The organism is Agrobacterium sp. AGB01 (genome assembly GCF_014851585.1).
In the GTDB taxonomy this organism is placed as follows: Bacteria; Pseudomonadota; Alphaproteobacteria; order Rhizobiales; family Rhizobiaceae; genus Agrobacterium.
This window is the reverse complement of the sequence record NZ_JACVAB010000001.1, coordinates 970,404-991,684: the sequence shown is the minus strand read 5'-3', so window position 1 is coordinate 991,684 and position 21,281 is coordinate 970,404. Positions and strand designations below refer to the sequence as shown.

Annotated in this window: 22 protein-coding genes and 1 pseudogene; 16 read left to right on the top strand and 7 right to left on the bottom strand. The window is 55.5% G+C overall.

The features are described 5' to 3' along the window. Nucleotides 1-44: 44 nt before the first annotated feature. A complete protein-coding gene (locus IB237_RS04680) occupies nt 45-665 on the bottom strand; it encodes a TIGR00730 family Rossman fold protein (protein WP_192487411.1) in 621 nt (206 codons plus the stop codon). 157 nt (nt 666-822) lie between these two features. Here IB237_RS04680 and IB237_RS04675 point away from each other — a divergent pair, with 157 nt between their 5' ends. From IB237_RS04675 to IB237_RS04655, 5 genes and pseudogenes are all read left to right on the top strand, one after another. Further along, nucleotides 823-2,838, top strand: coding sequence for a LysM peptidoglycan-binding domain-containing protein (locus tag IB237_RS04675; RefSeq protein WP_192487410.1), 2,016 nt, complete (start codon nt 823-825; stop codon nt 2,836-2,838). A 121-nt stretch (nt 2,839-2,959) separates the two neighbouring features. Then, nucleotides 2,960-4,849, top strand: coding sequence for an ABC transporter ATP-binding protein/permease (locus tag IB237_RS04670; protein ID WP_192487409.1), 1,890 nt, complete (start codon nt 2,960-2,962; stop codon nt 4,847-4,849). Nucleotides 4,850-5,200: 351 nt separating this feature from the next. Continuing rightward, nucleotides 5,201-5,908, top strand: a pseudogene (locus tag IB237_RS04665) (phosphatidylserine decarboxylase); the annotation flags it as partial. Nucleotides 5,909-5,931: 23 nt separating this feature from the next. After that, complete coding sequence (gene pssA / locus IB237_RS04660) at nt 5,932-6,795, top strand: CDP-diacylglycerol--serine O-phosphatidyltransferase (protein WP_192487407.1); 864 nt, start codon at nt 5,932-5,934, stop codon at nt 6,793-6,795. A 172-nt stretch (nt 6,796-6,967) separates the two neighbouring features. Next, nucleotides 6,968-7,108, top strand: coding sequence for a hypothetical protein (locus IB237_RS04655; RefSeq protein ID WP_192487406.1), 141 nt, complete (start codon nt 6,968-6,970; stop codon nt 7,106-7,108). A 62-nt stretch (nt 7,109-7,170) separates the two neighbouring features. Here IB237_RS04655 and IB237_RS04650 read toward each other — a convergent pair whose 3' ends face one another. Then, entirely contained in the window at nt 7,171-7,803 is a 633-nt protein-coding gene (locus tag IB237_RS04650) for a LysE/ArgO family amino acid transporter (protein WP_192487405.1), read from the bottom strand. Between the two features lie 261 nt (nt 7,804-8,064). On the opposite strand from IB237_RS04650, the gene IB237_RS04645 reads away from it, so the two are divergent. Continuing rightward, entirely contained in the window at nt 8,065-9,408 is a 1,344-nt protein-coding gene (locus IB237_RS04645) for a diguanylate cyclase (RefSeq protein ID WP_371815232.1), read from the top strand. Between the two features lie 13 nt (nt 9,409-9,421). Here IB237_RS04645 and IB237_RS04640 read toward each other — a convergent pair whose 3' ends face one another. Together IB237_RS04640 and IB237_RS04635 are read right to left on the bottom strand one after the other, a co-directional pair. Further along, nucleotides 9,422-10,183: an SOS response-associated peptidase gene (locus IB237_RS04640; protein ID WP_192487404.1), complete on the bottom strand. Its 762-nt coding sequence runs from the start codon at nt 10,181-10,183 to the stop codon at nt 9,422-9,424. A gap of 46 nt (nt 10,184-10,229) precedes the next feature. Continuing rightward, complete coding sequence (locus IB237_RS04635) at nt 10,230-10,553, bottom strand: YnfA family protein (protein WP_192487403.1); 324 nt, start codon at nt 10,551-10,553, stop codon at nt 10,230-10,232. A gap of 129 nt (nt 10,554-10,682) precedes the next feature. Between IB237_RS04635 and IB237_RS04630 the strand changes: the two genes are divergently transcribed. The 9 genes from IB237_RS04630 to IB237_RS04590 all read left to right on the top strand — a co-directional run bounded on the left by IB237_RS04630 (nt 10,683) and on the right by IB237_RS04590 (nt 16,533). Continuing rightward, nucleotides 10,683-11,363 carry a glutathione S-transferase family protein gene (locus IB237_RS04630; RefSeq protein WP_192487402.1) on the top strand — a complete coding sequence of 227 codons (681 nt, stop codon included), beginning with the start codon at nt 10,683-10,685 and terminating at the stop codon, nt 11,361-11,363. Nucleotides 11,364-11,401: 38 nt separating this feature from the next. Further along, entirely contained in the window at nt 11,402-11,848 is a 447-nt protein-coding gene (locus IB237_RS04625; protein WP_192487401.1) for an NUDIX hydrolase, read from the top strand. 59 nt (nt 11,849-11,907) lie between these two features. Further along, nucleotides 11,908-12,285 (top strand): TIGR02301 family protein, encoded by a 378-nt coding sequence (locus IB237_RS04620; RefSeq protein ID WP_246787688.1) that lies wholly within the window; start codon nt 11,908-11,910, stop codon nt 12,283-12,285. Between the two features lie 106 nt (nt 12,286-12,391). Further along, a complete protein-coding gene (locus IB237_RS04615; protein ID WP_192487399.1) occupies nt 12,392-12,649 on the top strand; it encodes a hypothetical protein in 258 nt (85 codons plus the stop codon). 17 nt (nt 12,650-12,666) lie between these two features. After that, nucleotides 12,667-13,404 (top strand): hypothetical protein, encoded by a 738-nt coding sequence (locus IB237_RS04610; RefSeq protein ID WP_192487398.1) that lies wholly within the window; start codon nt 12,667-12,669, stop codon nt 13,402-13,404. A 177-nt stretch (nt 13,405-13,581) separates the two neighbouring features. Beyond that, on the top strand, nt 13,582-14,430 hold the full coding sequence (locus IB237_RS04605) for a folate-binding protein YgfZ (protein ID WP_192487397.1): 849 nt from the start codon (nt 13,582-13,584) through the stop codon (nt 14,428-14,430). A gap of 38 nt (nt 14,431-14,468) precedes the next feature. Further along, nucleotides 14,469-15,053 (top strand): YfbR-like 5'-deoxynucleotidase, encoded by a 585-nt coding sequence (locus tag IB237_RS04600; protein ID WP_192487875.1) that lies wholly within the window; start codon nt 14,469-14,471, stop codon nt 15,051-15,053. Beyond that, nucleotides 15,050-15,568, top strand: a complete 519-nt coding sequence (locus IB237_RS04595) for a tyrosine phosphatase family protein (protein ID WP_192487396.1) — start codon at nt 15,050-15,052, stop codon at nt 15,566-15,568. Before IB237_RS04600 ends, IB237_RS04595 begins: the two co-directional genes overlap by 4 nt. 140 nt (nt 15,569-15,708) lie before the next feature. After that, nucleotides 15,709-16,533 (top strand): mechanosensitive ion channel family protein, encoded by an 825-nt coding sequence (locus tag IB237_RS04590; RefSeq protein ID WP_192487395.1) that lies wholly within the window; start codon nt 15,709-15,711, stop codon nt 16,531-16,533. A gap of 50 nt (nt 16,534-16,583) precedes the next feature. On the opposite strand, the gene IB237_RS04585 is transcribed toward IB237_RS04590, so the two are convergent. The 3 genes from IB237_RS04585 to IB237_RS04575 all read right to left on the bottom strand — a co-directional run bounded on the left by IB237_RS04585 (nt 16,584) and on the right by IB237_RS04575 (nt 19,365). Beyond that, the gene (locus IB237_RS04585; protein WP_192487394.1) at nt 16,584-17,402 is read right to left on the bottom strand and encodes an ABC transporter permease; all 819 of its coding nucleotides are present in this window, start codon (nt 17,400-17,402) and stop codon (nt 16,584-16,586) included. Continuing rightward, nucleotides 17,399-18,187, bottom strand: a complete 789-nt coding sequence (locus IB237_RS04580; RefSeq protein ID WP_192487393.1) for an ABC transporter ATP-binding protein — start codon at nt 18,185-18,187, stop codon at nt 17,399-17,401. The genes IB237_RS04585 and IB237_RS04580 overlap by 4 nt, the downstream gene beginning before the upstream one ends. A gap of 146 nt (nt 18,188-18,333) precedes the next feature. Beyond that, nucleotides 18,334-19,365 (bottom strand): ABC transporter substrate-binding protein, encoded by a 1,032-nt coding sequence (locus IB237_RS04575; protein ID WP_192487392.1) that lies wholly within the window; start codon nt 19,363-19,365, stop codon nt 18,334-18,336. Between the two features lie 268 nt (nt 19,366-19,633). Here IB237_RS04575 and IB237_RS04570 point away from each other — a divergent pair, with 268 nt between their 5' ends. Beyond that, nucleotides 19,634-21,187, top strand: coding sequence for a VOC family protein (locus IB237_RS04570; RefSeq protein ID WP_192487874.1), 1,554 nt, complete (start codon nt 19,634-19,636; stop codon nt 21,185-21,187). The last annotated feature ends 94 nt before the right edge of the window (nt 21,188-21,281 follow it).

Here is a 21,281-nt window from a genome sequence, read left to right as displayed (position 1 = left end):
CCTGTCTTCCACGAGGCAGGAAAGTCATTTTTGTAAAGTGCTTGTTATAGCTGGGAGATAACCGAGCTATCGCCATCCGGGTTAGCCTGTGCCGTTGCCCGTTCAATGATAGCCGGAACGATATCCTTGATTTCGTCAATCACCAGCGGGTTCAGCATATGGGCGCGGTGAATGAACCCTTCGTCGCGCATGTGGCGAATAAGCTCCAGCATCGGATTCCAGAAACCGTTGATATTGGCAAAGACCATCGGTTTGGCGTGACGGCCAAGTTGCGCCCAGGTCATGATCTCCACGATCTCTTCCAAAGTGCCAACACCGCCCGGCAAGGTGACGAACGCGTCTGAACGTTCAAACATCTTGTGTTTGCGTTCATGCATGTCCTTGGTGACAATCAACTCGTTCAATTGTCCGAGAGAATGGCGGGTCGCCTCCATGTCGACAAGAAACTCCGGTATAATACCGGTCACTTCGCCACCATTGGAGAGTACGCCGCTTGCAACGGCGCCCATTATGCCCTTTGTGCCGCCGCCATAAACGAGGCGAAGACCGTTGTCGGCTATAGCTTTTCCAAGCGCGCGACCGGCTTCCATATAGGCCGGATCACGACCGGGTTGAGAGCCGCAATATACGCAGATGGATCGAATCGAATGTTTTTCACTGGTCATGGACCGAAGGAACAATGCCTTTCGTCATCCGTCAAGAAAATATGGGTGAATGAATTGCCCGAAAACGCTGTTTTCCCTTGCAAACGCTTGTGTATAGGGGTGGAAAAAGCTAGCAATTCCGATTGATAGAAAAGAGACATATCCGGAGACTCAAAGGATGAAAAACAAACGGGCCGGCCTACTGGCGCTTATCGTGCTCGCGGTAGCGACGTTGCTCATGGTGTTCTTTGTGCTTCCACGGATATCGCAGGACGGCAAGCCGATTGGTGATGCCATCAACAATGCGGGCACTGCCGTCAAGGATGCCGTCGAATTGGGCGGCCAGAGTGCGTCCGATATTCTTAACGATGCAGCGGAAGAAACCTCCAAGGTTGCCGACAAGGTTGCACGCCTTGCGGCCTCTGCAACGGATTCTATCAACCAGATGACCGGCCTGTTTGCCAATGGCGCCATCCCGTCTGATGCAGACTACGCCACAGCCCGCACCAAGGTCGAAGCTGCGCTCAAGGAGCTGTCTGACGTCGATATTCCCGAGACACTGGATGACACGACATCCAAACTGATCACCACGGCGCGTGCAGCAGCCGAGCGTGCTGGAACGTTCCTGCGTCAGCTGCCAGTCAGCGCCAAGGATGCTGCCGCACAGATCGGCCGTCTGGCTGGTATTTTTGCAGGTACCGATGATGGCGCACCTGTCGCGCCGACATCTGCCCCTGCTGCGGCACCGGCAGATAACCAGCAGTCTTCCAATGACCTTCCGGTGTTTGACGTGCTGCGCGTTGAGCCGGATGGCTCTGCCGTTATCGCCGGCAAGGCCAAGGCCGGTTCGGTACTCGAAATTCTCAACAATGGTCAGGTCATCTCCAAGGCCGACATCGGCCAGAGCGGAGACTTTGCGGCCGTTCTCGACAATCCGCTGCCTCCTGGCGATCATCAGCTGATCTTGCGCAGCACAGACAAGGACGGAAAGGTTCTGCAGTCTGATGAAATCGCCACGGTTTCTGTTCCGAAAGACAAGGCAGGCAACCTGCTGGCCATGGTCACCAAGCCTGGCGAAGCGAGCCGCTTGCTGACCCTGCCTGAGCAGACACCGGCAGCAACCGTACCAGCCACGCCTGCCACGGGCGAAGCGGCAACACCAGCTGAAACCGCGGCCCTGCCCGGTCTTCCTGCCGGCTCCGACGAAGTTGCAGCACAGCCACCTGCAATTAACGGAACAGCGCCAACCGATGCAGGCACAAGCGAGAAGGCAGCTATTCAGGTCACCGCAGTTGAATTCGAAGGCGACAAGATTTTCGTTGCCGGTTCGGCTCCTGCCGGTTCTACCATCCGCGCACTGGTGGATGACAAGGAAATTGGCACCACAACCACGCTGGCGTCTGGCAGCTTTGTCGTTGAAGGCACGATTGATCTCAGCGTCGGCAACCACACCGTCAGCACCGAAATGCTCGACAGCACCGGCAAGGTTTTGGTGCGAGTCAATGTTCCATTTGCACGCCCGGAGGGCGAACAGGTTGCCGTGACCGTACAGCCCGGTGCTGCTGCGGCCACCAGCACAGCGGCCGCCGAAAGCCCGCTCAGCGATGTTTCGGTGTTCAAGAACCTGCGCGAAGAAGTCGCCAAGGCATTCGGTCTGTTGCAGGCGCTATATGCTGACGGCAAGACACCGCAGATGGAACAGATGGTTGCGGCTCGTTCCGCCACCTCGTTTGCGCTGAAGTCCCTGTCGGAGTTCCGTGCAGCGGCCTCTGCAGAGGCAGGTTTCGCAGCTTTTGTTGGTACAACGGCAAACCGTGCCAGCGAGATTGCTGCTGTTCTTGACAAGCTGCCGAATGACGTAAGAGCCGTCGGCAATGCCCTTGAAGGTCTTGCAGCCCGCATTGCCGAACTGACCTCCGAGCCTGTTCCACAGAGCAATGAAGGCCCCAAGACATTTGAGCAGGCACCGCTTGCCCATAATGAAAATGCCGTCATCATTCGCCGTGGTGATACGCTGTGGCAGATTTCCCGCCGCGTTTACGGACAGGGCGTTCGTTACACCACGATCTACCTTGCCAACCAGGACCAGATCCAAAACCCTGACCTGATTGAGCCCGGCCAGATTTTCGGCCTGCCTGACAAGGCACTGCCGAATGCAGAAGAACTGCACCGCAAGCGTTTGACCGGTGGCTAAGGGCGGTAAAATCCTCCGGTAGGATTGCAATCGTCAAGTTCAGCACTTATTTCGCACTCAACGGCGGCTATCACAGCCGCCGTTATGCTGTCGGCCTTTCGGCAGTGGTCGGAGCCAGAACATGCAGCAAGACAAGAAAAAAACTATCTCCGCGGATTCCAGCAATCCGCTGAACACACTGGTGAACCTGTGGCCCTATATGTGGCCGCATGGCAGAACCGACCTCAAGATGCGAGTGGTATGGGCCACATTGTTTCTTGTTGCTGCCAAGCTGGTTTTGATCCTTGTTCCCTATTTCTTCAAATGGGCAACAGATGCACTGAATGGCAAACAGGATGCGACCAGCCTGTTACCGGTATTTCTGCTGGGGGCGGTCGCTCTCGTCATCGCCTATAATTTTACTCGTCTGTTACAGGTTGGCCTCAACCAGTTGCGCGATACGCTGTTTGCCAGCGTTGGCCAGCACGCGGTGCGCCAACTTGCCTACAAGACCTTCGTGCACATGCACCAGTTGTCCCTGCGCTTCCATCTGGAGCGCAAGACAGGTGGCCTGTCGCGTATCATCGAGCGCGGCACCAAGGGCATTGAAACCATTGTCCGGTTCACGATCCTCAACACCGCCCCGACCTTCATCGAATTTCTGCTCACCGCCGTCATCCTGTGGTGGACCTATGGCTTTACCTATGTGCTGGTAACAGTCATCACGGTCTGGACCTATGTGTGGTTCACGGTGAAGGCCAGCGACTGGCGCATTGGCATTCGCCGTTCGATGAATGACAGCGATACCGACGCCAATACAAAGGCCATCGATTCACTTCTCAATTTTGAGACCGTCAAATATTTCGGCAATGAAGACATGGAAGCCAACCGTTTCGACGGCGCGATGGCGCGGTATGAAAAATCCGCGACCGCCATCTGGACGTCGCTTGGCTGGCTGAACTTCGGCCAGGGCGTCATTTTCGGCATCGGCTCTATGGTGATGATGGTCATGTCGGCACTGGCCGTACAGCGTGGCGAACAGAGCATTGGTGACTTCGTGTTTATCAACGCGCTGTTGTTGCAGCTATCCGTGCCGTTGAACTTCATCGGTTTCGTCTACCGCGAAATCCGTCAAGGCCTGACCGACATCGAGCAGATGTTTGATTTGCTGGAAGTGGAAGCAGAAGTTACCGATGCCACACATGCCAAGGAACTGATTATCGGCAGTGGCGCGATTTCCTTCAAGGACGTCCATTTTGCCTACGACCCAGACCGTCCGATCCTCAAGGGCATTTCGTTTGACGTGCCGGCTGGCAAGACGATTGCAATTGTTGGCCCTTCAGGGGCCGGCAAATCGACCATTTCGCGACTTCTTTATCGCTTCTACGATATTCAGGATGGCACGATCACCATTGATGGGCAGGAAATCCGTGACGTGACGCAGAAGAGCCTACGCTCCGTCATTGGCATCGTACCGCAGGACACCGTGCTGTTTAACGATACGATTGCTTACAACATCCGTTACGGCCGCACGTCTGCCGCTGACAGCGACGTGAAGGCTGCTTCTGACGCCGCGCAGATCAGCGGCTTTATCGAACGCTTGCCACAGGGTTACGAGACAATGGTGGGCGAACGCGGCCTGAAACTGTCAGGCGGTGAAAAGCAGCGTGTTGCCATTGCCAGAACCATTCTCAAGGCTCCGCCTGTCCTCATTCTTGACGAGGCAACATCGGCGCTCGACACCAATACTGAGCAGGAAATCCAGAGTGCACTGGATATCGTCTCGCAAAACCGCACGACACTGGTCATTGCGCACCGCCTGTCGACGGTCATTCATGCCGACGAGATCATCGTGCTGAAGGATGGTTGCATCGTTGAGCGCGGAACACATCCTCACCTTATCGCGGCCCATGGTCTTTATGCATCAATGTGGGATCGCCAGCGCGAAGCAAGCCGTGCCGAAGAGCGCTTGCGTCAGGTGCGCGAGACCGACGACCTCGGCATTGTCGACCGGGGAACACCGGCACACTGAACCACCTTGCGACAGCAACGTGACCTGTGCCGGACCTGCCGCATGTCTTTATCCCAAAACCGGGAAACCACTTTTGGGAGACATGCGCCTCCGCGCTCTTGTCTGCGGCATGTCTTTACCCCAAAACCGGTAAACCACTTTTGGGAGACATGCGGTAATTTGCGACATGGGGAGATAATCCCTATTATCCCCTTATTATCGCAGGCAGAGCACACACAAACCGTTGATGCTTTGGTCTGACGCATTGCCCATCCGGCCTTTTGCCTGTAGTCAGCATGGGTCTGGTTTGGCGCGCACGTTGGAAACAATCGATGCTTCCGGGCGGCATGCAAGAAATATAAAAATCGGAGAAAAATACCTATGAACCTGTTCGATACCATTCGTAACACCATCGTACCGATCCATAAGGAAGGTTACGTTTTCGTCGCTGCCTTTTTCGTGGCGTCGCTGGTGCTAGGCTGGATTGCCGAGCCGCTGTTCTGGGTTGGTCTGGTTTTGACCCTGTGGTGCGCCTACTTCTTCCGCGACCCTGAGCGCGTCACGCCGCAGGATGATGACCTCGTCATCAGCCCGGCAGACGGCAAGGTTTCCGCAATCCAGATGGTTGTTCCGCCGCATGAGTTGGAGCTTGGCAAAGAGCCGATGCTGCGCATCTCGGTGTTCATGAACGTCTTTAACTGCCACGTGAACCGTGCACCGGTTCGTGGCCGCATCGTCAATATCGCCTACCGCCCAGGCCTGTTCCTCAACGCTGAAGCCGACAAGGCAAGCGAAGACAACGAGCGCAACGGTTTGGTTATCGAAACCCGTCACGGCCAGATCGGCGTCGTGCAGGTTGCCGGCATGGTTGCCCGTCGTATCGTCTGCTGGGTCAAGCCAAACGAGCCTGTAGATGCCGGTGAGCGTTTTGGCCTTATCCGCTTTGGTTCGCGTCTTGACGTTTTCCTGCCAGCCGGCACCGAGCCGCGCGTGTCTGTCGGCCAGACCGCCATTGCCGGTGAAACGGTTCTCGCTGAATTTGCCGCGACCAAGGGTCCGGTCATCAGCCGCCGCAACTGACGGATAACCGCAAGGACGCCTTCATGCAAACCTCTACCCCCGCAGAACCGGCACCGAACGGCAAACACGAGAATGGGCAGGATAATGCCCGTGGGCCACGCCTGCGGGAAATCCCCATGCGGCTGGTCATTCCCAATCTGATCACGGTACTGGCGATTTGTGCGGGGCTTAGCGGTGTCAGGCTTGCCTTCGAAAACCGCTTCGAATTGGCAGTCGGCATGGTTCTGCTGGCGGCGTTCCTCGATGGTATCGACGGACGTGTGGCCCGCATGATGAAGGCGACCTCCAAGTTCGGCGCACAAATGGATTCGCTGGCCGATATCGTCAATTTTGGTGTTGCGCCGGCGCTTGTGCTCTACGCCTTCATGCTGGATCAGGCCCGCAGCTTCGGCTGGATTGCCGCCCTGATCTACGTCATTGCCGCGGGCCTTAGACTGGCACGTTTCAACGTGATGATTGAACGTGAAATCAAGGCACCCTGGCAGAATGAATTCTTTGTCGGTGTCCCAGCCCCGATGGGCGCACTTTTGGTATTGCTGCCGGTCTATCTCGGTTTTCTCGGCATGCCGCCAACGGCGCCCTTTTCCTATGTTGCCAGCGCTTACACAGTTTTGATTGGTTATCTGTTGATCAGCCGCCTGCCGGTATGGTCTGGCAAATCCGAAACCCGTATTCGGCGCGACATCGTTCTGCCGCTGATGCTGATCGTCGTGCTCTATGTTGCATTGTTGATGAGCTTTACCTGGGAAGTGCTGGCGGTGACCGTTGCAGCCTATCTCCTCTTCCTGCCGTTCAGTGCCCGCGTCTGGCACAAGCGCTATGGCACCCTGACAATCGAAGAGGACAGTCACGGCGATAGCGGTGACGGCCTAGACCGCGGTATCTGAGAGAAAAAAGGTACCTCTGATTGAAGATTGACAGCATCCGCGCACGATTTGTCGCAGGCTGCAATCTTCAATTGATTTGTAATCGCCTCGAATTTGTCATGATTGGTCATGAAACAACACGGCAACGAATCTGCCAAATATCAAGACCATGGACTATTCGAGGAGAGAGACAATGAGTGAAAACAAGACTACCAACCCGACGCCGAAACCTGATCTGAACAGCCACTACAAGCCACTGGGTCTGAAAGCTGTTGCCGCCGCATCGATGATGCAGAAGAGCAAGCCAGCCCAAGCACCGGCCAAAAAGGCCTGATTGATCCGCAGGAATACCGGCTCACTCTGGTGAGCCAGCACCTTTTCCTGCCGCCACTGCTTTTACAGCACGAATTGCTTTACGAACCGGACCAGAAGACTGAGAGCCAAGAGGCTCATGACCACGCCGATAATGGCATCCAGCACACGCCAGGCGGATGGACGGGCAAATAACGGCGCCAGATAACGCGCGCCGTATCCCAAGGCAAAAAACCACACGAATGATGCGACGACCGCACCTGCACCATAGGCGACACGCGCACTTCCCTCGTAGGCCGCTGACAGGCTGCCCAGCAGAACCACAGTATCCAGATAGACATGCGGGTTAAGGAAGGTGAATGCCAGGCAGGTCATGACCGCCGCGCGCAGGCCCAGCCCTCGTGAATTATCTGCCTGCATGACGCCCGGCTTCAAGGCACGGCGGAAAGCCAGAAAACCGTAACATGCCAGAAAGAGCGCACCACCCAGCGTCACCACCGCAATCAAAATGGGTGACTGCGACACTAGCGTTCCAAGGCCAGCAACACCTGCGGCAATCAGTAAGGCGTCGGACAGCGCGCAGATCAGGCACAGCAGGAAGACATGATTGCGGATAAGCCCCTGTCGCAGAATGAAGGCATTCTGGGCTCCGATTGCGACAATCAGCGAACCTCCCAAAAGAAAACCGGCAAGGCTGGCAGACATTAAAGGCGGCATATCTCTGTTTTCCTGAAATTTAAGCGGGGCTCTCAACCATCCGCGAGGCGGGCTCTGCATCATTGGACAATGACAAATTTACTACTGGCTTCCCAGCTGCATTATCAAGCCCCGCGTCGAGGGTTTCTGGAAATACGTTGAGAAACCGCACATACGAATTGGAAAGTGCTGCGACCTTTCGTCCGTGTTAAGTTATCCTAAGATATTGGTAATCCACCTTCATTATCTGACTCGTGAAGAGTAACGGCCAGGGGGAATGCAATGTCTTACGTACGGGATAACCGGGATGCGCACTATACTGACGTGAACGCCCTGCCCCACAAGATCTTGCTGGTCGAAGATTCCATTGCGCTGTCGATGTTGCTGAAGCAACGGCTGGAAGGCGAAACCAGTGCCGAGGTCATTCATTGCGATACGATGAGCGCGGCCGCTGCGCTGATTGCCGACCACGAATTCACCATCGCCTTGACCGGTTTGAACTTGCCTGACGCACCTGATGGCGAGATTCTTGGGTTGCTTTCGGCCGCCAGAATTCCAACAATCGTGTTTACCGCGACATTCGATGAACAGGCGCGCAAGCGTTACACCGAAAAGAAGATCATCGACTACATCATCAAGGACGGCCATCGGACGGTGGATGCTGTCATCAAAACAGTTGAGAGGATTATCACCAACCGGCTGTTTTCCGTTCTCGTTGTGGATGATGCTCGCTCTGCCCGTTCCGGGCTGGTTGAAATACTCGAACGGCAGAACTTTCGCGTTATAGAAGCCCTCAGCGGCAAACAGGCACTCGATATTCTGCAAGAAGATGAGACAATCGAGTTGGTGATTACCGATTACCACATGCCAGACATGGACGGTTATCAGTTGACCCGTAAGGTTCGCGAATATCGCAGCTCGGAAGACCTGCGCATTATCGGCGTGTCATCCTCGACGGACCGCCTGCTGTCAGCAAGCTTTTTGAAAGCTGGCGCATCGGACTTCATCTACCGGCCGTTTGTGCTGGAAGAACTGCAATGCCGTATCGACAACAACATTGAGACGCTGAAGCAGTTAAAGCGCCTGCGGCATCTGGCCGAACGTGACCACCTGACCAACCTGCCAAACCGTCGCTCCTTCTTTGAGAAGACCAAGTTGATGATGGCGGATCTGCAAAAGAACAATGGCAAAGGTGCGCTTGCCATTCTCGACATTGATCATTTCAAGAAGATCAATGACACCTACGGCCATGATGCAGGCGACCGCACGTTGAGAAATATTGCTGCCCTGCTGGCTGAAAGCTGCGAGACAAACAAACATCTTCCCGCCCGTATTGGCGGTGAGGAATTTGCTATTTTCCTGAGGGGTTTCGATGCAACACAGGCTCGTTCATTTTGCGAAAACCTGCGGCATGCCGTTGAGACCGCCGGCGTAAAGCTGACGGGCACCGAAATCGCTGTGACGATATCACTCGGCGTTGTCGAAATTGAAAAGGGTGAGCCTTTCGACAACCAGCTGAATGCTGCCGACCAACTGCTCTACATGGCCAAGAGCAATGGCCGAAACCGGGTATTTGCAGACCTCGACATTCTCAGCGGCTTTTCGGAGCTTGCCAAAGCGCATTAGGGTATGTCGCCGTTTAAAACAGTGACATTTGGCCAGAGTCCGGCCCCGTTTTCTTTTTCTTCTGTGGAAGCGTTTCTTCAACCGGCTCAAGAAGATCAGGGCCGACATTGGCGACCTTGTTCACCTTGTCGGATACGGGAATGGCTTCAAAAAAATCCTCATCCGCTGGCACCATCAGGTCAGCCACCTCACGTGGTTCCTGCGTCTTGCAGTCCAGCCAGCGGCTGAAATCCTCCGGCGCAATAACCACAGGCATCCGATCATGAATACGGCTGATCGACCGATTTGCCGAGGTGGTGAGAATGGCCGCCGTGTCGACCTCGGAACCATCGGCCGATGACCATGTTTCGAGCAGACCCGCAAAGGCAACAACACCACCGCGTTTCGGTTTGATGAAATAGGCCTGCGGTTTGCCGCCCTCGTCTTTGTCAGGACGTCGCCACTCATAAAAACCGCTGGCCGGAACAAGCACACGACGGTGGCGCATGGCCGCACGAAACGACGCCTTGCCAATTGCGGTTTCGGCTCGTGCATTGATCAGCAAGGGAAAATCACTGGGATCTTTCAGCCAGCCGGGCAACAGCCCCCAACGCGCCAGCACCGCCTGCCGTTTCGGCAGGTTGCTGCCCGGCTGCGACGTTTCTGATTCTACCACGACAAGGATCGGCTGTGTGGGGGCAATGTTGTAACGTGCGGGAAAGTCATCAAGCTCGATGAGGCTTAGAAACTCAGCGAGTTCGTCGGGCGTTGCCAGCAATACAAATCGTCCGCACATTTTATTTTCCTTCGGCAACCAGTGTCACGGCATCGGCAAAATGATCTCAGGCACGCGGCCCGAACAAAATGAGACTGGCACCAGCAAGGCAGATGGCGCCGCCCGCAAAATCCCATCTGTCAGGTGACTGGCCTTCGACACCCCATAACCAGAAAAGTGAGGCAACAATATACATGCCGCCATAAGCGGCATAAGCCCGCCCCGCCACTTCAGACGGCACCAATGTCAGCAACCACGCAAAGGCGGCCAAAGCGACCATGCCTGGTACCAGCCATAGCGCCGATTTTTCCAGCCGCAGCCATGCCCAGAAGGTAAAACATCCGGCAATTTCGGCCAATGCGGCGGCGGCATAGATCAGATAAATCTTCATTGGTTCGGTTTTCGGCCCGGATGAGATGTTGCGTCACACGAAAGACATAGTGATTCCCCGCTTATGATAGCGGTTTGGGGCTGCTGCTAAAACACACCAGTCCAGGTGCAATCTTGGGAAACCCGAGCGATGACACTCACCTTGCACATGCATCCGCTTGCCTCGTTCTGTCACAAGGTGCTGATTGCACTTTACGAGAACGACACCGAGTTTGAAAAATCACTGATCGATTTTTCCGACGCGCAGTCCACGCAAAAACTTATCGACCATTGGCCGGTCGGCAAAATACCGGTGATGGAGGACCAGCGGCGTCATCAGGTGCTGGGTGAAACCAGCATCATCATCGAATATTTGCAGCAGCACTACCCCGGCGACACAAGGCTATTGCCGAGCGCCCCGGATGCACAGCTGGAAACGCGGTTATGGGACCGGTTCTTTGACCTCTATATCAGCGTTCCCATGCAGAAAATTGTCACGGACAAAATAAGGCCGGAAGGCAATCAGGATGCCTTTGGGGTGAACGAAGCGCGGCAGACCCTGAATACCGCCTATGAAATGCTGGAACGACAACTCACCGGCAAAATCTGGATATGCGGGGAAGAATTCACACTGGCAGATTGTTCTGGTGCCCCTGCCTTGTTCTATTCGTCTATCGTCCATCCTATCGGGCCGGGCAAACCAGCACTGGATCGCTATTTCGAACGGCTGATGCATCGCCCGTCGATAAAACGTGTCATCGCCGAAGCACGCCCCTGTTTTGCAATGTTTCCCTTCCATGCAGACATTCCAAAGCGCTTCCTGAACGACTAAGCATGTATCGCAGACATCATACGCACAGGTACTTTTCCATGCCGCAGCCTCGTCCCGCCTCTTCCGCAATCGTCACTCGCGGTGACCGCATGTTGCTGGTCAGGCGCAAGAACCCGCCATCGGCCGACATGTTCGCCTTTCCCGGCGGCAAGGCAGAGCCGGGTGAGAGACCGGAAGACGCGGCACTGCGCGAATTGTTGGAAGAGACCGGCATCGAGGCGCGCAATCCACAGCTTTTTGCCACCTATGATCTGAAGCCTGAAACGGCAAGCGGCGCCGCCTCTAGCCACTATTTCCTGTCGGTATTTCTGGTGGAAGCAGACCATACGGCAGAAGCGGTTGCCAATGATGATGCGGCAGATCCCGGCTGGTACACGGTGGAGGAAGTGCGCGATCTGCCGGTTCCGCCAAGCGTTCTGGAATGCTGTGAACGCGTGGCCAAGCAATTGCACTCATTACAGAATCGCGGCATGAAACCACAATGAGCAAACCACGGTCACGACTTTCAGCATCGTCTGCATTTTGCGCAACGCTGTTTGTTGCCATGGGTGCGTTTGCGCAACCGTCAGCCCCGTCGAGCTCTGCTCCATCAGGTTCTGCGCCTGCCAATTCAGCCTCGACAGCTTATGATCAAAAGCTGTCACGTCTGGCCGAAGTCACAGGTGCCGTGCATTACCTGCGCAACCTTTGTCAGAAGGACGTCAAGGAAGACTGGCGCAAGGCGATGAGCGATCTTTTGGCCGCAGAAACGGCCAACGAACCGGAAAGACGGCAGAAATTGACCGCCGCCTTCAACCGTGGATACCGCTCATTTGCTGCTGTTTATACCGAATGCACACAGGCTGCCGTGGTGGCCGAAGAGCAATACCGTAACGAAGGTGCAACACTTGCGTCAGAAATTGCTTCTCGCTTCGGAAATTAGGAAATAATTAACCTGTTTTTACCGCAACCCGTGCCGTTTTGATAAAAGGCTGTTAGAGTTGTTAACGAGGTGGTAAGACTTCAACCGTCTCGACGAGGAAGAAAGTATGCAAGAAAGCCGCAACGACATCGCCGAAATGATTGTTCACGAGAAGATGCAGGTCGCTCTGGAACACCAGAACGAAGCCTGGGCCGACGGTATGGCCGACGGCATCGAACCGGAAATCATTGCCGACGCTGCCATTGCACTGGCCATGCGCGAAACGATTCGCCTGCATGGTGAGGCTGGAGCAGAAGCCATGCTCGAATCACTGCGCCAAAGAATGCTGGCAGGCGAATTTTCCCCGACCCGCACCATCCAGTAAAACCGGAGGGTAGCATTATGACGTTTCGTGTTAGGGAAGAACTGGCCCTGTCGGCAGCTATTTTTGCTGCGGTTTTGGTGACAGCCCAACCTGTATTTGCGCTTTCAGAACTCAAGAACATGCCTGATCAGGCCACTAGCGAGAGTGCACAGAGCGCACCGCAGGTGACTGAGCCGAATACCGTAGAGGGTGATTCGGACGGCGGCATTCCCATGCCGAGCCCATTGATCGATAAATCTGCTGGCACCAATGACCAGACGGCCGGTGAACCGGACGAAGATCAGTCAGTTGTTTCCGATATTCAGCACGACAATACCAAGGCCCCTGCCGCCGTGCAGCGCCTGCGTCAGCTAATTGTTGAAGCGTCGGCCACAGGCGACATCGAAAAGCTGCGTCCGCTGGTCAATCCCGGCCCGAACCAGGCTCAGATTACCGGCGACGACGGGGATGACCCGATTGCCGCGCTGAAAAGCTTCTCCGGCGATCCTGACGGGCTGGAAGTTCTAGCCATTCTTCTTGATCTGTTGTCCACCGGTTATGCCCATATGGATGCTGGCACCCCGGAAGAAATGTATGTCTGGCCTTACTTTGTGGGCAAATCACTGGGTGAGTTGACGGCACCGGAAAAGGTCGAGTTGCTGCGCATCATCACCGCGGGTGATCTTGCCGACATGCAGGAATACGGCACCTACAGCTTTTACCGCATCGGCATCACGCCGGATGGCCAGTGGAAGTTTTTCACCGCAGGCGACTGAACTGAAAGCAGATGCATTCGATAATGTGGCGAGCATGGCTTGCCGCATGAACGTTCAATGCCTAAATCCCTGACATACAGTCTTGCCTTGTGTTGACTGATCCCTTTTCGCCGGCTGTCGTCAGCGCGACGGGATATCGCGATCCATCACACCTGACACTTCAACAGGAACACATAAATGTCCTCCGCCTTTTTACCGCAGCAGCGCCAGATCGAGATTACGGGCAAAGACGCACAGGAATTCCTGAACAATCTCATCACCACTGACGTTGAGAACCTGCCGGAGAATGAGGTGCGCGCTGGCGCCCTTCTGACACCACAAGGCAAAATCCTGTTTGATTTTCTGGTGTCGCGTGAGGCGGATGGTTTTATTCTCGAAACCGATAACAGCCAGCTGGACGCACTGATCCGCCGCCTGACCATGTACAAGCTGCGAGCGGCCGTTGAGATCAAACCGCACGCGCAGGAAGGTGTCAGTATTTTCTGGGATGGCGACAAGCCTGAAGGTGCAAAACTGGACAGCCGCTTTGCCAAGGCCGGCATTGCACTCTATCGCGCAGCCGGTGCCTCTGCCAGCGGCCCAACTGAGCTCTATGATGCATTGCGGATTTCTGCTGGCATTGTTCATTCGGGCTCAGACTACGCATTGCAGGATGCCTTTCCGCATGACGTGCTGATGGACGTCAATGACGGTGTATCCTTCAGAAAGGGATGCTTCGTCGGACAGGAAGTCGTGTCGCGCATGAAGCATCGTGGCACTGCCCGTAGACGTGTGGTGATCGTGGAGGCCGATGCTCACCTTCCGGCTGGTGGCACCGATTTGACGGCCAATGGCAAAACGATTGGCACACTGGGCAGTGTGTCTGGCAATAACGGCGTGGCGATTGTGCGCGTTGACCGCGTGGCAGATGCTCTGGCCACCGAGACACCTATCCTAGCTGGCGAGACGCCCGTCAAACTCACATTGCCTGCGTGGAGCGGTTTGAGCTTCCCGGCCGCGGAAAACACAGCCAGCGCGGAGGAATAAGGGTGGCCGCAAAGCTCAACACCCGCGCATGGCAACGGATGTTGTCCGGCCGCCGCCTCGACCTGCTGGACCCCTCGCCGCTTGATGTTGAAATTGCCGACATTGCCCATGGGCTTGCTCGCGTTGCGCGCTGGAACGGCCAGACGCACGGCAATCACGCATTTTCGGTTGCACAACACAGTCTGATCGTCGAGACGATTTTCAGCCGCAGCAATGACGCCACGCCAGACGAAATGCTGATGGCCCTGCTGCATGATGCACCGGAATATGTGATCGGCGACATGATTTCTCCGTTCAAGTCGGTCGTCGGAGGCGGTTACAAGTCGGTGGAGAAACGGCTAGAGGCGGCCATTCATCTGCGCTTCTCGTTGGCGCCGCACCCATCCAGCGAACTCAAGGACCGCATCAAGAAGGCCGATACGGTTGCGGCCTATTTCGAGGCAACCGAGCTTGCCGGTTTTTCGATGACCGAGGCCAAGAAGTTCTTTGGCCAACCCCGTGGTATTACCTGCGACATGCTGTTGATTGACCCTTTGCCGGCCCTTGAGGCCCAGCACCTGTTCATTGAGCGTTTCAACGCCATCGAATCTTTACGCACCCAGCAGAAAAGCGGTGTTGCATGACCGCAATTGTTGTTTCACCACTGGGGCGAATTGCAGAAATGGCGGTACGCCACAAGTCTCGGGAAATGGTCAGCCTGCTGGCTGAGAAGCAGGATTTCCATCGCCCTGCGGTCATTCTTGCAGAGCGTCACCTGACGCTTGCGATGAATGACATCAGTTTTGCTGGCACCGGTAATTTGATCGCCCCGCAGGATGGTCACATCCAGAACCTGATCGATTTTGCGAAGAGTTGGGATCAGTCGGCTCCGCTGCTGGTCCACTGCTGGATGGGGGTCTCCCGCTCTCCGGCTGCTGCTGCCCTTGTTTCTCTGGCGTTATACCCGGAACAGAACGAACAGGATCTGGCCAAACGTTTGCGGCAGGCCTCACCCTATGCAACGCCCAATTCACGGATCATCGAAATTGGCGACCGCCTGCTGAACCGTGATGGCCGATTGGTTGCCGCCTTCAAGGCTATTGGCCGGGGCGCCGATACAGATGGAAATGTTCCCTTTGTACTGCCATTGAAAGGCTGACGACACCCAACGGCCGGTTTGACTGGCTCGAAGCACGCGTTGCGCGCTATATAAAATGCATTGCATTTTTGGCGGAACCATTTCCAATCTTTGTCGTTGGCAATTTGAACATTTAGGAAACAAGGCTTCAGAATAGTTTCATGGAACAACAAGCTACGGAATTTTTTGTCGCTTCGCAGGCGGCTCTTCGTCAGGCAAGCGCGCTGCTTGTGCAATATTCCTTCTCGATCGTGGGGGCGTTGTTGCTCTTGTGTATCGGCTGGTTGGCGGCATCGTTCGTGCAGCGCTGGGCTTTCGAGGGCCTGTCACGCATTCGCGGTTTTGACGAAACGCTGGCGCGGTTTTTCTCCGGTGCGATCCGCTATGTGATCCTTATTCTGGTAATCGTCATGGTGCTTGGCCAGTTTGGCGTGCAGACCGCCTCTATTCTGGCGGCTCTTGGTGCAGCAGGTTTGGCCATCGGTCTTGCCCTGCAAGGCACGCTGCAGAATATTGCCGCCGGTATCATGCTGCTGGTGCTGCGCCCGTTTCGGGTTGGCGAATATATTGAAACCAGCGCGGTCAGCGGAACCGTGATTGAAATTGGTCTATTTGCCACCGAGCTGAAAACCAGTGACGGACTATACAGACTGGCGCCAAACTCGACGCTGTGGAATGTGCCGATTACCAATTACAGCCGTTTTCCGTCGCGTCGCCATGAGTTAAGCGTGACTGTACCAAAGGGCGAAAGCCTGGCAGAGGCGCAGGACACTCTGATGAATGTCGCACGTTCCAACAGTCGCGTGCTGCTCGATCCTGCCCCTGTTACCTTCATTGATTCCGTCAGTGGGGATACCGCCACCGTGAAATTACGTTATTGGGCGCGCAGCGAAGGCTGGTGGTCAACGACCCGTGACATGACAAAAGCGATGAAACTGGCCTTTGACGAACGGTCAGAAGTGACGGCGGCGCAACCGGCAGAATAACGAACGCCATAACAAAAAGGCCGATTTCACAATCGGCCTTTTTGTTTGGGTTATTGTCCCATAGTGGAGCGATGCGCCCAACCGGTCATGCGTCTTTCAAGCCAGGCCATGACCGCATACATGACGATACCTTCTATCGCCAGCATCAGCAGGCCAGCAAACACCAGGGGCACGTTGAACTGGCTCTGCGCGGAGCTCATCATATTGCCCAGGCCATAGTTGGAGGCCACCGTCTCTGAGACGACAGACCCCACGAAGGCAAGCGTGATGGCGATTTTCAGCGATCCAAAGAAATAGGGCATGGAGCGCGGGATACCCACCTTCAGCATGATATCCATTTTCTTCGCGCCAAGCGCCCTCAGCACATCCTCGGTTTCCGGCTCGATGGTAGCAAGGCCTGTGGCAACATTGACCACGATCGGGAAGAAGGAAATCAGAAACGCCGTCAGGACAGCCGGTACCGTGCCGATACCGAACCAAATGACAAGAATTGGCACCAAGGCGACTTTCGGAATCGCGTTAAAACCGATCATCAGCGGATAAAGCCCGGCATAAATGGTCTTTGACCAACCAATGAACAGGCCGATAGCCAGACCTGCGACAACCGCCAGAATGAAACCGAGCGTCGTCGTGTAAAGCGTCTGCAGCGAGTTTTTCCAGATGGGTGACCAATATTGGGCAATGGCCTGAAACACCCGCGTCGGCGACGGCAGGATGGTCGGCGGCATATCCAGCGCCTTGACCAGCAGTTCCCACGAAAGAAATAGCGCCAGCGTATAAAGCCACGGTGCCGCCTTGACCCAATTGACCCGGGCGATCAGAGGTTTGGGACGTTCTGTGGCCATGCCAGTTTCGACGAACGCACTCATGCGGCTACCCTCGCCTTTGCAATTTCACCATGCAGTTCGTGCACCATGTCGTTAAAACTGTGCTCATACATCAGGTCCAGTTGCCGGGGCCGGACAAACGGCACCGTATGTTCTTTCAGGATACGGCCTGGTCGTGCCGTCATCACAAAAATCTTGTCGGCCAGAAATACTGCCTCGCGCAGATCATGCGTGACGAGAATAATCGTGACGTTCTGGGCCGCATGCAGGTCTCGGATGACGCACCACAGTTCCTCACGGGTGAAGGCATCCAGCGCACCAAACGGCTCGTCCAGCATCAGTAGTTCCGGCTCGTGGATCAGTGCGCGGCACAGATTGGCGCGCTGCTGCATACCGCCTGATAGCTGCCATGGAAACTTCGAGCCAAATCCTTTCAACCCGACAATTTCCAGCAGGCGTTCTGCCTTGGCAACATATTCGGCCTTATGCGCACGCAGGCGATGACGGTGCTTTTCGACGATTTCCAGCGGCAACAGGATGTTCTCCAACGTCGTGCGCCATGGCAGCATAGTCGGGTTCTGGAACGCCATGCCGACAATCGACACAGGCTGTGTCACCTGTTTTCCAGCAACAATCACGTTGCCAACCTGCGGAATGTGCAGGCCGGTCACCAGCTTCATCAGCGTCGATTTTCCACACCCCGAAGGCCCGACGACCGCAGTGAATTGCCCCTTGTCCACGGTGAGGTTCAGACCTGACACGGCAAGCGTTCCCGCCGCGCCACCATAACGCATGTCAACGTTATCGATTTCAACCAGATGAGCCATGTTCCCAGTCCCTGTAATTCTGACGCTCACCTGCGTGGGCGGACCGGGCGATTGTTGCCCCTCCCGGTCCATTCCCCATGCAAGTCTATGAGCGTTGGTAGATGCCCGGGAACAGCCCGGGCATAACGATGCGACTTTGCGGCCAATCAAGGCAGCATGCGTTCTTCCTTGGCTGGCAGATAGCTGGCATCAAAAACCTGCTCAGCCTTGACGTTGCCTTTGAGGCCGAGCGAGATTTTCAGTGTCTCGATCGAGGCGGCCAGACGCTCCGGATCAATACCGCCCATACCGTTTTCAACGACGTAAGGTGTCTTGATGTTCATGGCATTGGCCATGTTGAGGCGCTCAAGTTCGATCTCGCTGTTGAGGGTTTCATTGCGCGCAAGAACGGCCGCGACACCCTCTTCCGGCTTGGCCACGGCATCAGCAAACCCCTTGGCGAGAGCCTTGAGGAAACCCTTGACGGCTTCTGGATTTTTCTCGGCAAAATCAGTGTTTACCAGCACGGCGTTGCCGTAAAGATTCAAGCCGTTTTCAGCCATCAGAATGGTGGCGATATCATCATCAGAAATACCCTGCGCCTTCAGGTTCAAAATGACCGAGAATGCAAAACCAAAGACCGCATCGACATCACCCTTGGCCAGCATCGGCTCACGTACCGGGAAACCAATCGATTCGATGGTGATCTTGCTGTCGTCAAGCGCAGCCACTTCCTTGAAGGCCTTCCACTGGGCAAACGCGCCATCCGGCGGTGGCGCACCAAGCTTCTTGCCTTCCAGAGACTTCGGGTCTGTGGTGACGCCGAGCGATTTGCGGCCAACAACAGCAAATGTCGGGCGCTCATAAACCATGTAGACGGCCTTCACCTTCTGGCTTGGGTCTTCATCCAGGAATTTCATCACCGAATTAATGTCGCCGAAACCCATCTGGTAGGCACCGGTGGCAACGCGTGGAATGGCTTCCACCGAACCGTTACCGCTATCGATTGTGACATCCAGTCCCTCGGCCTTGAAGTAACCCTTGTCCACCGCCAGCAGGAAGCCGGCGGCCGGACCTTCAAACTTCCAATCGAGCGTGAACTTGATCGGCGTTTCGGCAAACGCCGGAGCGGCAAAGCCGACCGAAAGGCCAAGAGCCGTAAATGTCGCGATTTTCGAAAACAACCTGCGCGTTAACATTGTTCTTCCCCCTGGAAGTTTTTGATTGAATTAGCCTTATCAAATCCAATTCAAACTCAAGGCGCAAGTAAAAAATGCACATAAAATATGCTATATTTAATACTGTTTATTTTTTAATCATTTACAGACAAGACAAAAAGCAACACGCACGCTTTTTGCGCAAAACCTTCACCTCCTAGTGATATCCACACTCCTGCCCTTGCGTAATGTCAGGTGACGCGACCATATGGTGCAGAGCTGACAAGGATTGAAGAAAGGTCGTTTGAGCATGATCGCGGATGCAGGCATTCATCACATCACCATGATTGCCCGGAAGGTACAGGCCAACGTCGACTTCTATGCCGGATTTCTTGGCCTGCGCCTCGTCAAACGCACCGCAGGTTTTGAAGATGCGATGCAGCTACATTTGATCTATGGCGATCACTCCGCAAGCCCCGGCTCCCTCGTAACGTTCCTGATCTGGGAAGATGGTGGTCAAGGCCGTGTCGGTCACGGGCAAACGCTGGAAGTATCTCTGGCGATTGATCCCGCCAGCATTGGCTTCTGGTTGACCCGCGCACTAACGGCAGGCATTCGCACCGAAGGCCCGATGGAGGAATTTGGCGAACCGGTCATCCGGCTGAAAGATCCGGACGGAATCATCGTCAAGCTTTGTGGCACGACCGCATTTGCCGAGGCCGACCCGCATGAAGCGCCGGGCATTCCGCGTGAGCATGCCATCCGCCGCATCCGTGGCGCGACGATGCTCAGCGAAGCGCAGGATGAGACCCAGAGCTTTCTGTCCCGCTATTTCGGTTACGTCTTCACACAAAAGCAAGGCGCCATTCGCCGCATGGTTTCGGCTTCCGGCGACATTATCGATGTGCGCGATGCCACCGGCTTCTGGTCTAGCGCACCCGGCACCGGCACGGTTGACCACATTGCCTTTCGCGCCCGTAACGACGACGAGTTGAACAGCGTGCATGCCGAGTTGAAAAAGCTGAACTCCAGCGTCACCAATACCCATGACCGCAAATATTTCGCCTCACTCTATGTGCGTGAGCCCGGCGGCGTGCTGATCGAAATGGCGACCGATGGTCCCGGCATGACCATTGACGAAGCGCCCAACAGACTCGGTGAGGCGCTGTTCATTCCACCCGATTTTGAGGCCGACGCTGAGGCTGCCCGAGTTTCCCTGCCGCAATTTGCAATGCCGGGCGATGAGCGGGTGATTTACCGCGAATTGCCGTTCGTGCACCGCTTCTACACACCGCAGCAGCCGGATGGCAGCGTATTGATATTACTGCATGGTTCCGGCGGCAGCGAAACGAGCCTTATGCCTCTCGCCGCAAAAGCGGCACCCAACGCCACGCTGCTTGGGGTGCGCGGTCGCAGCACCGAAGAAGGCATTGCCCGCTGGTTCCGGCGTTTTGGCAATTCGTCCTTTGACCAGAGCGATATTGCCCGCGAAGCCGAAGCCTTTGCCGCCTTTGTCGAGGGCGCGATTGCCGCCTATGGCATTGATGTCAAAAAGCTGCGTTTCATCGGTCACTCCAACGGTGCCAACTTCCTGGCGGCGTTTTTTGCGCTTCACCCGCAGTTTGCGGCCGATACACTTCTACTGCGGGCCATGCCGGTGTTAGAACATTGGCCGGCGGCGGATTTGAGCGGCCGCAAAATCCTGCTCTCAGCCGGAGAGACCGACAAATACCGCGATCAGACCGTGCGTCTTTCCGAGATATTGTCAGGCGCAGGCGCAGAAATACGGCTGGAAACTGCGCCTCACGGACACGATATCGGTGCATCCGATATTGAGCTGGCTAAATCATGGCTTGCACAATAAATTCGCACACACGTATAAAACCGGATGAGGCACAGGAATGAACAGTGCTTCCGGACATGCTTTGTCACGGAAACACCCCGCATTCCTGTTTTTG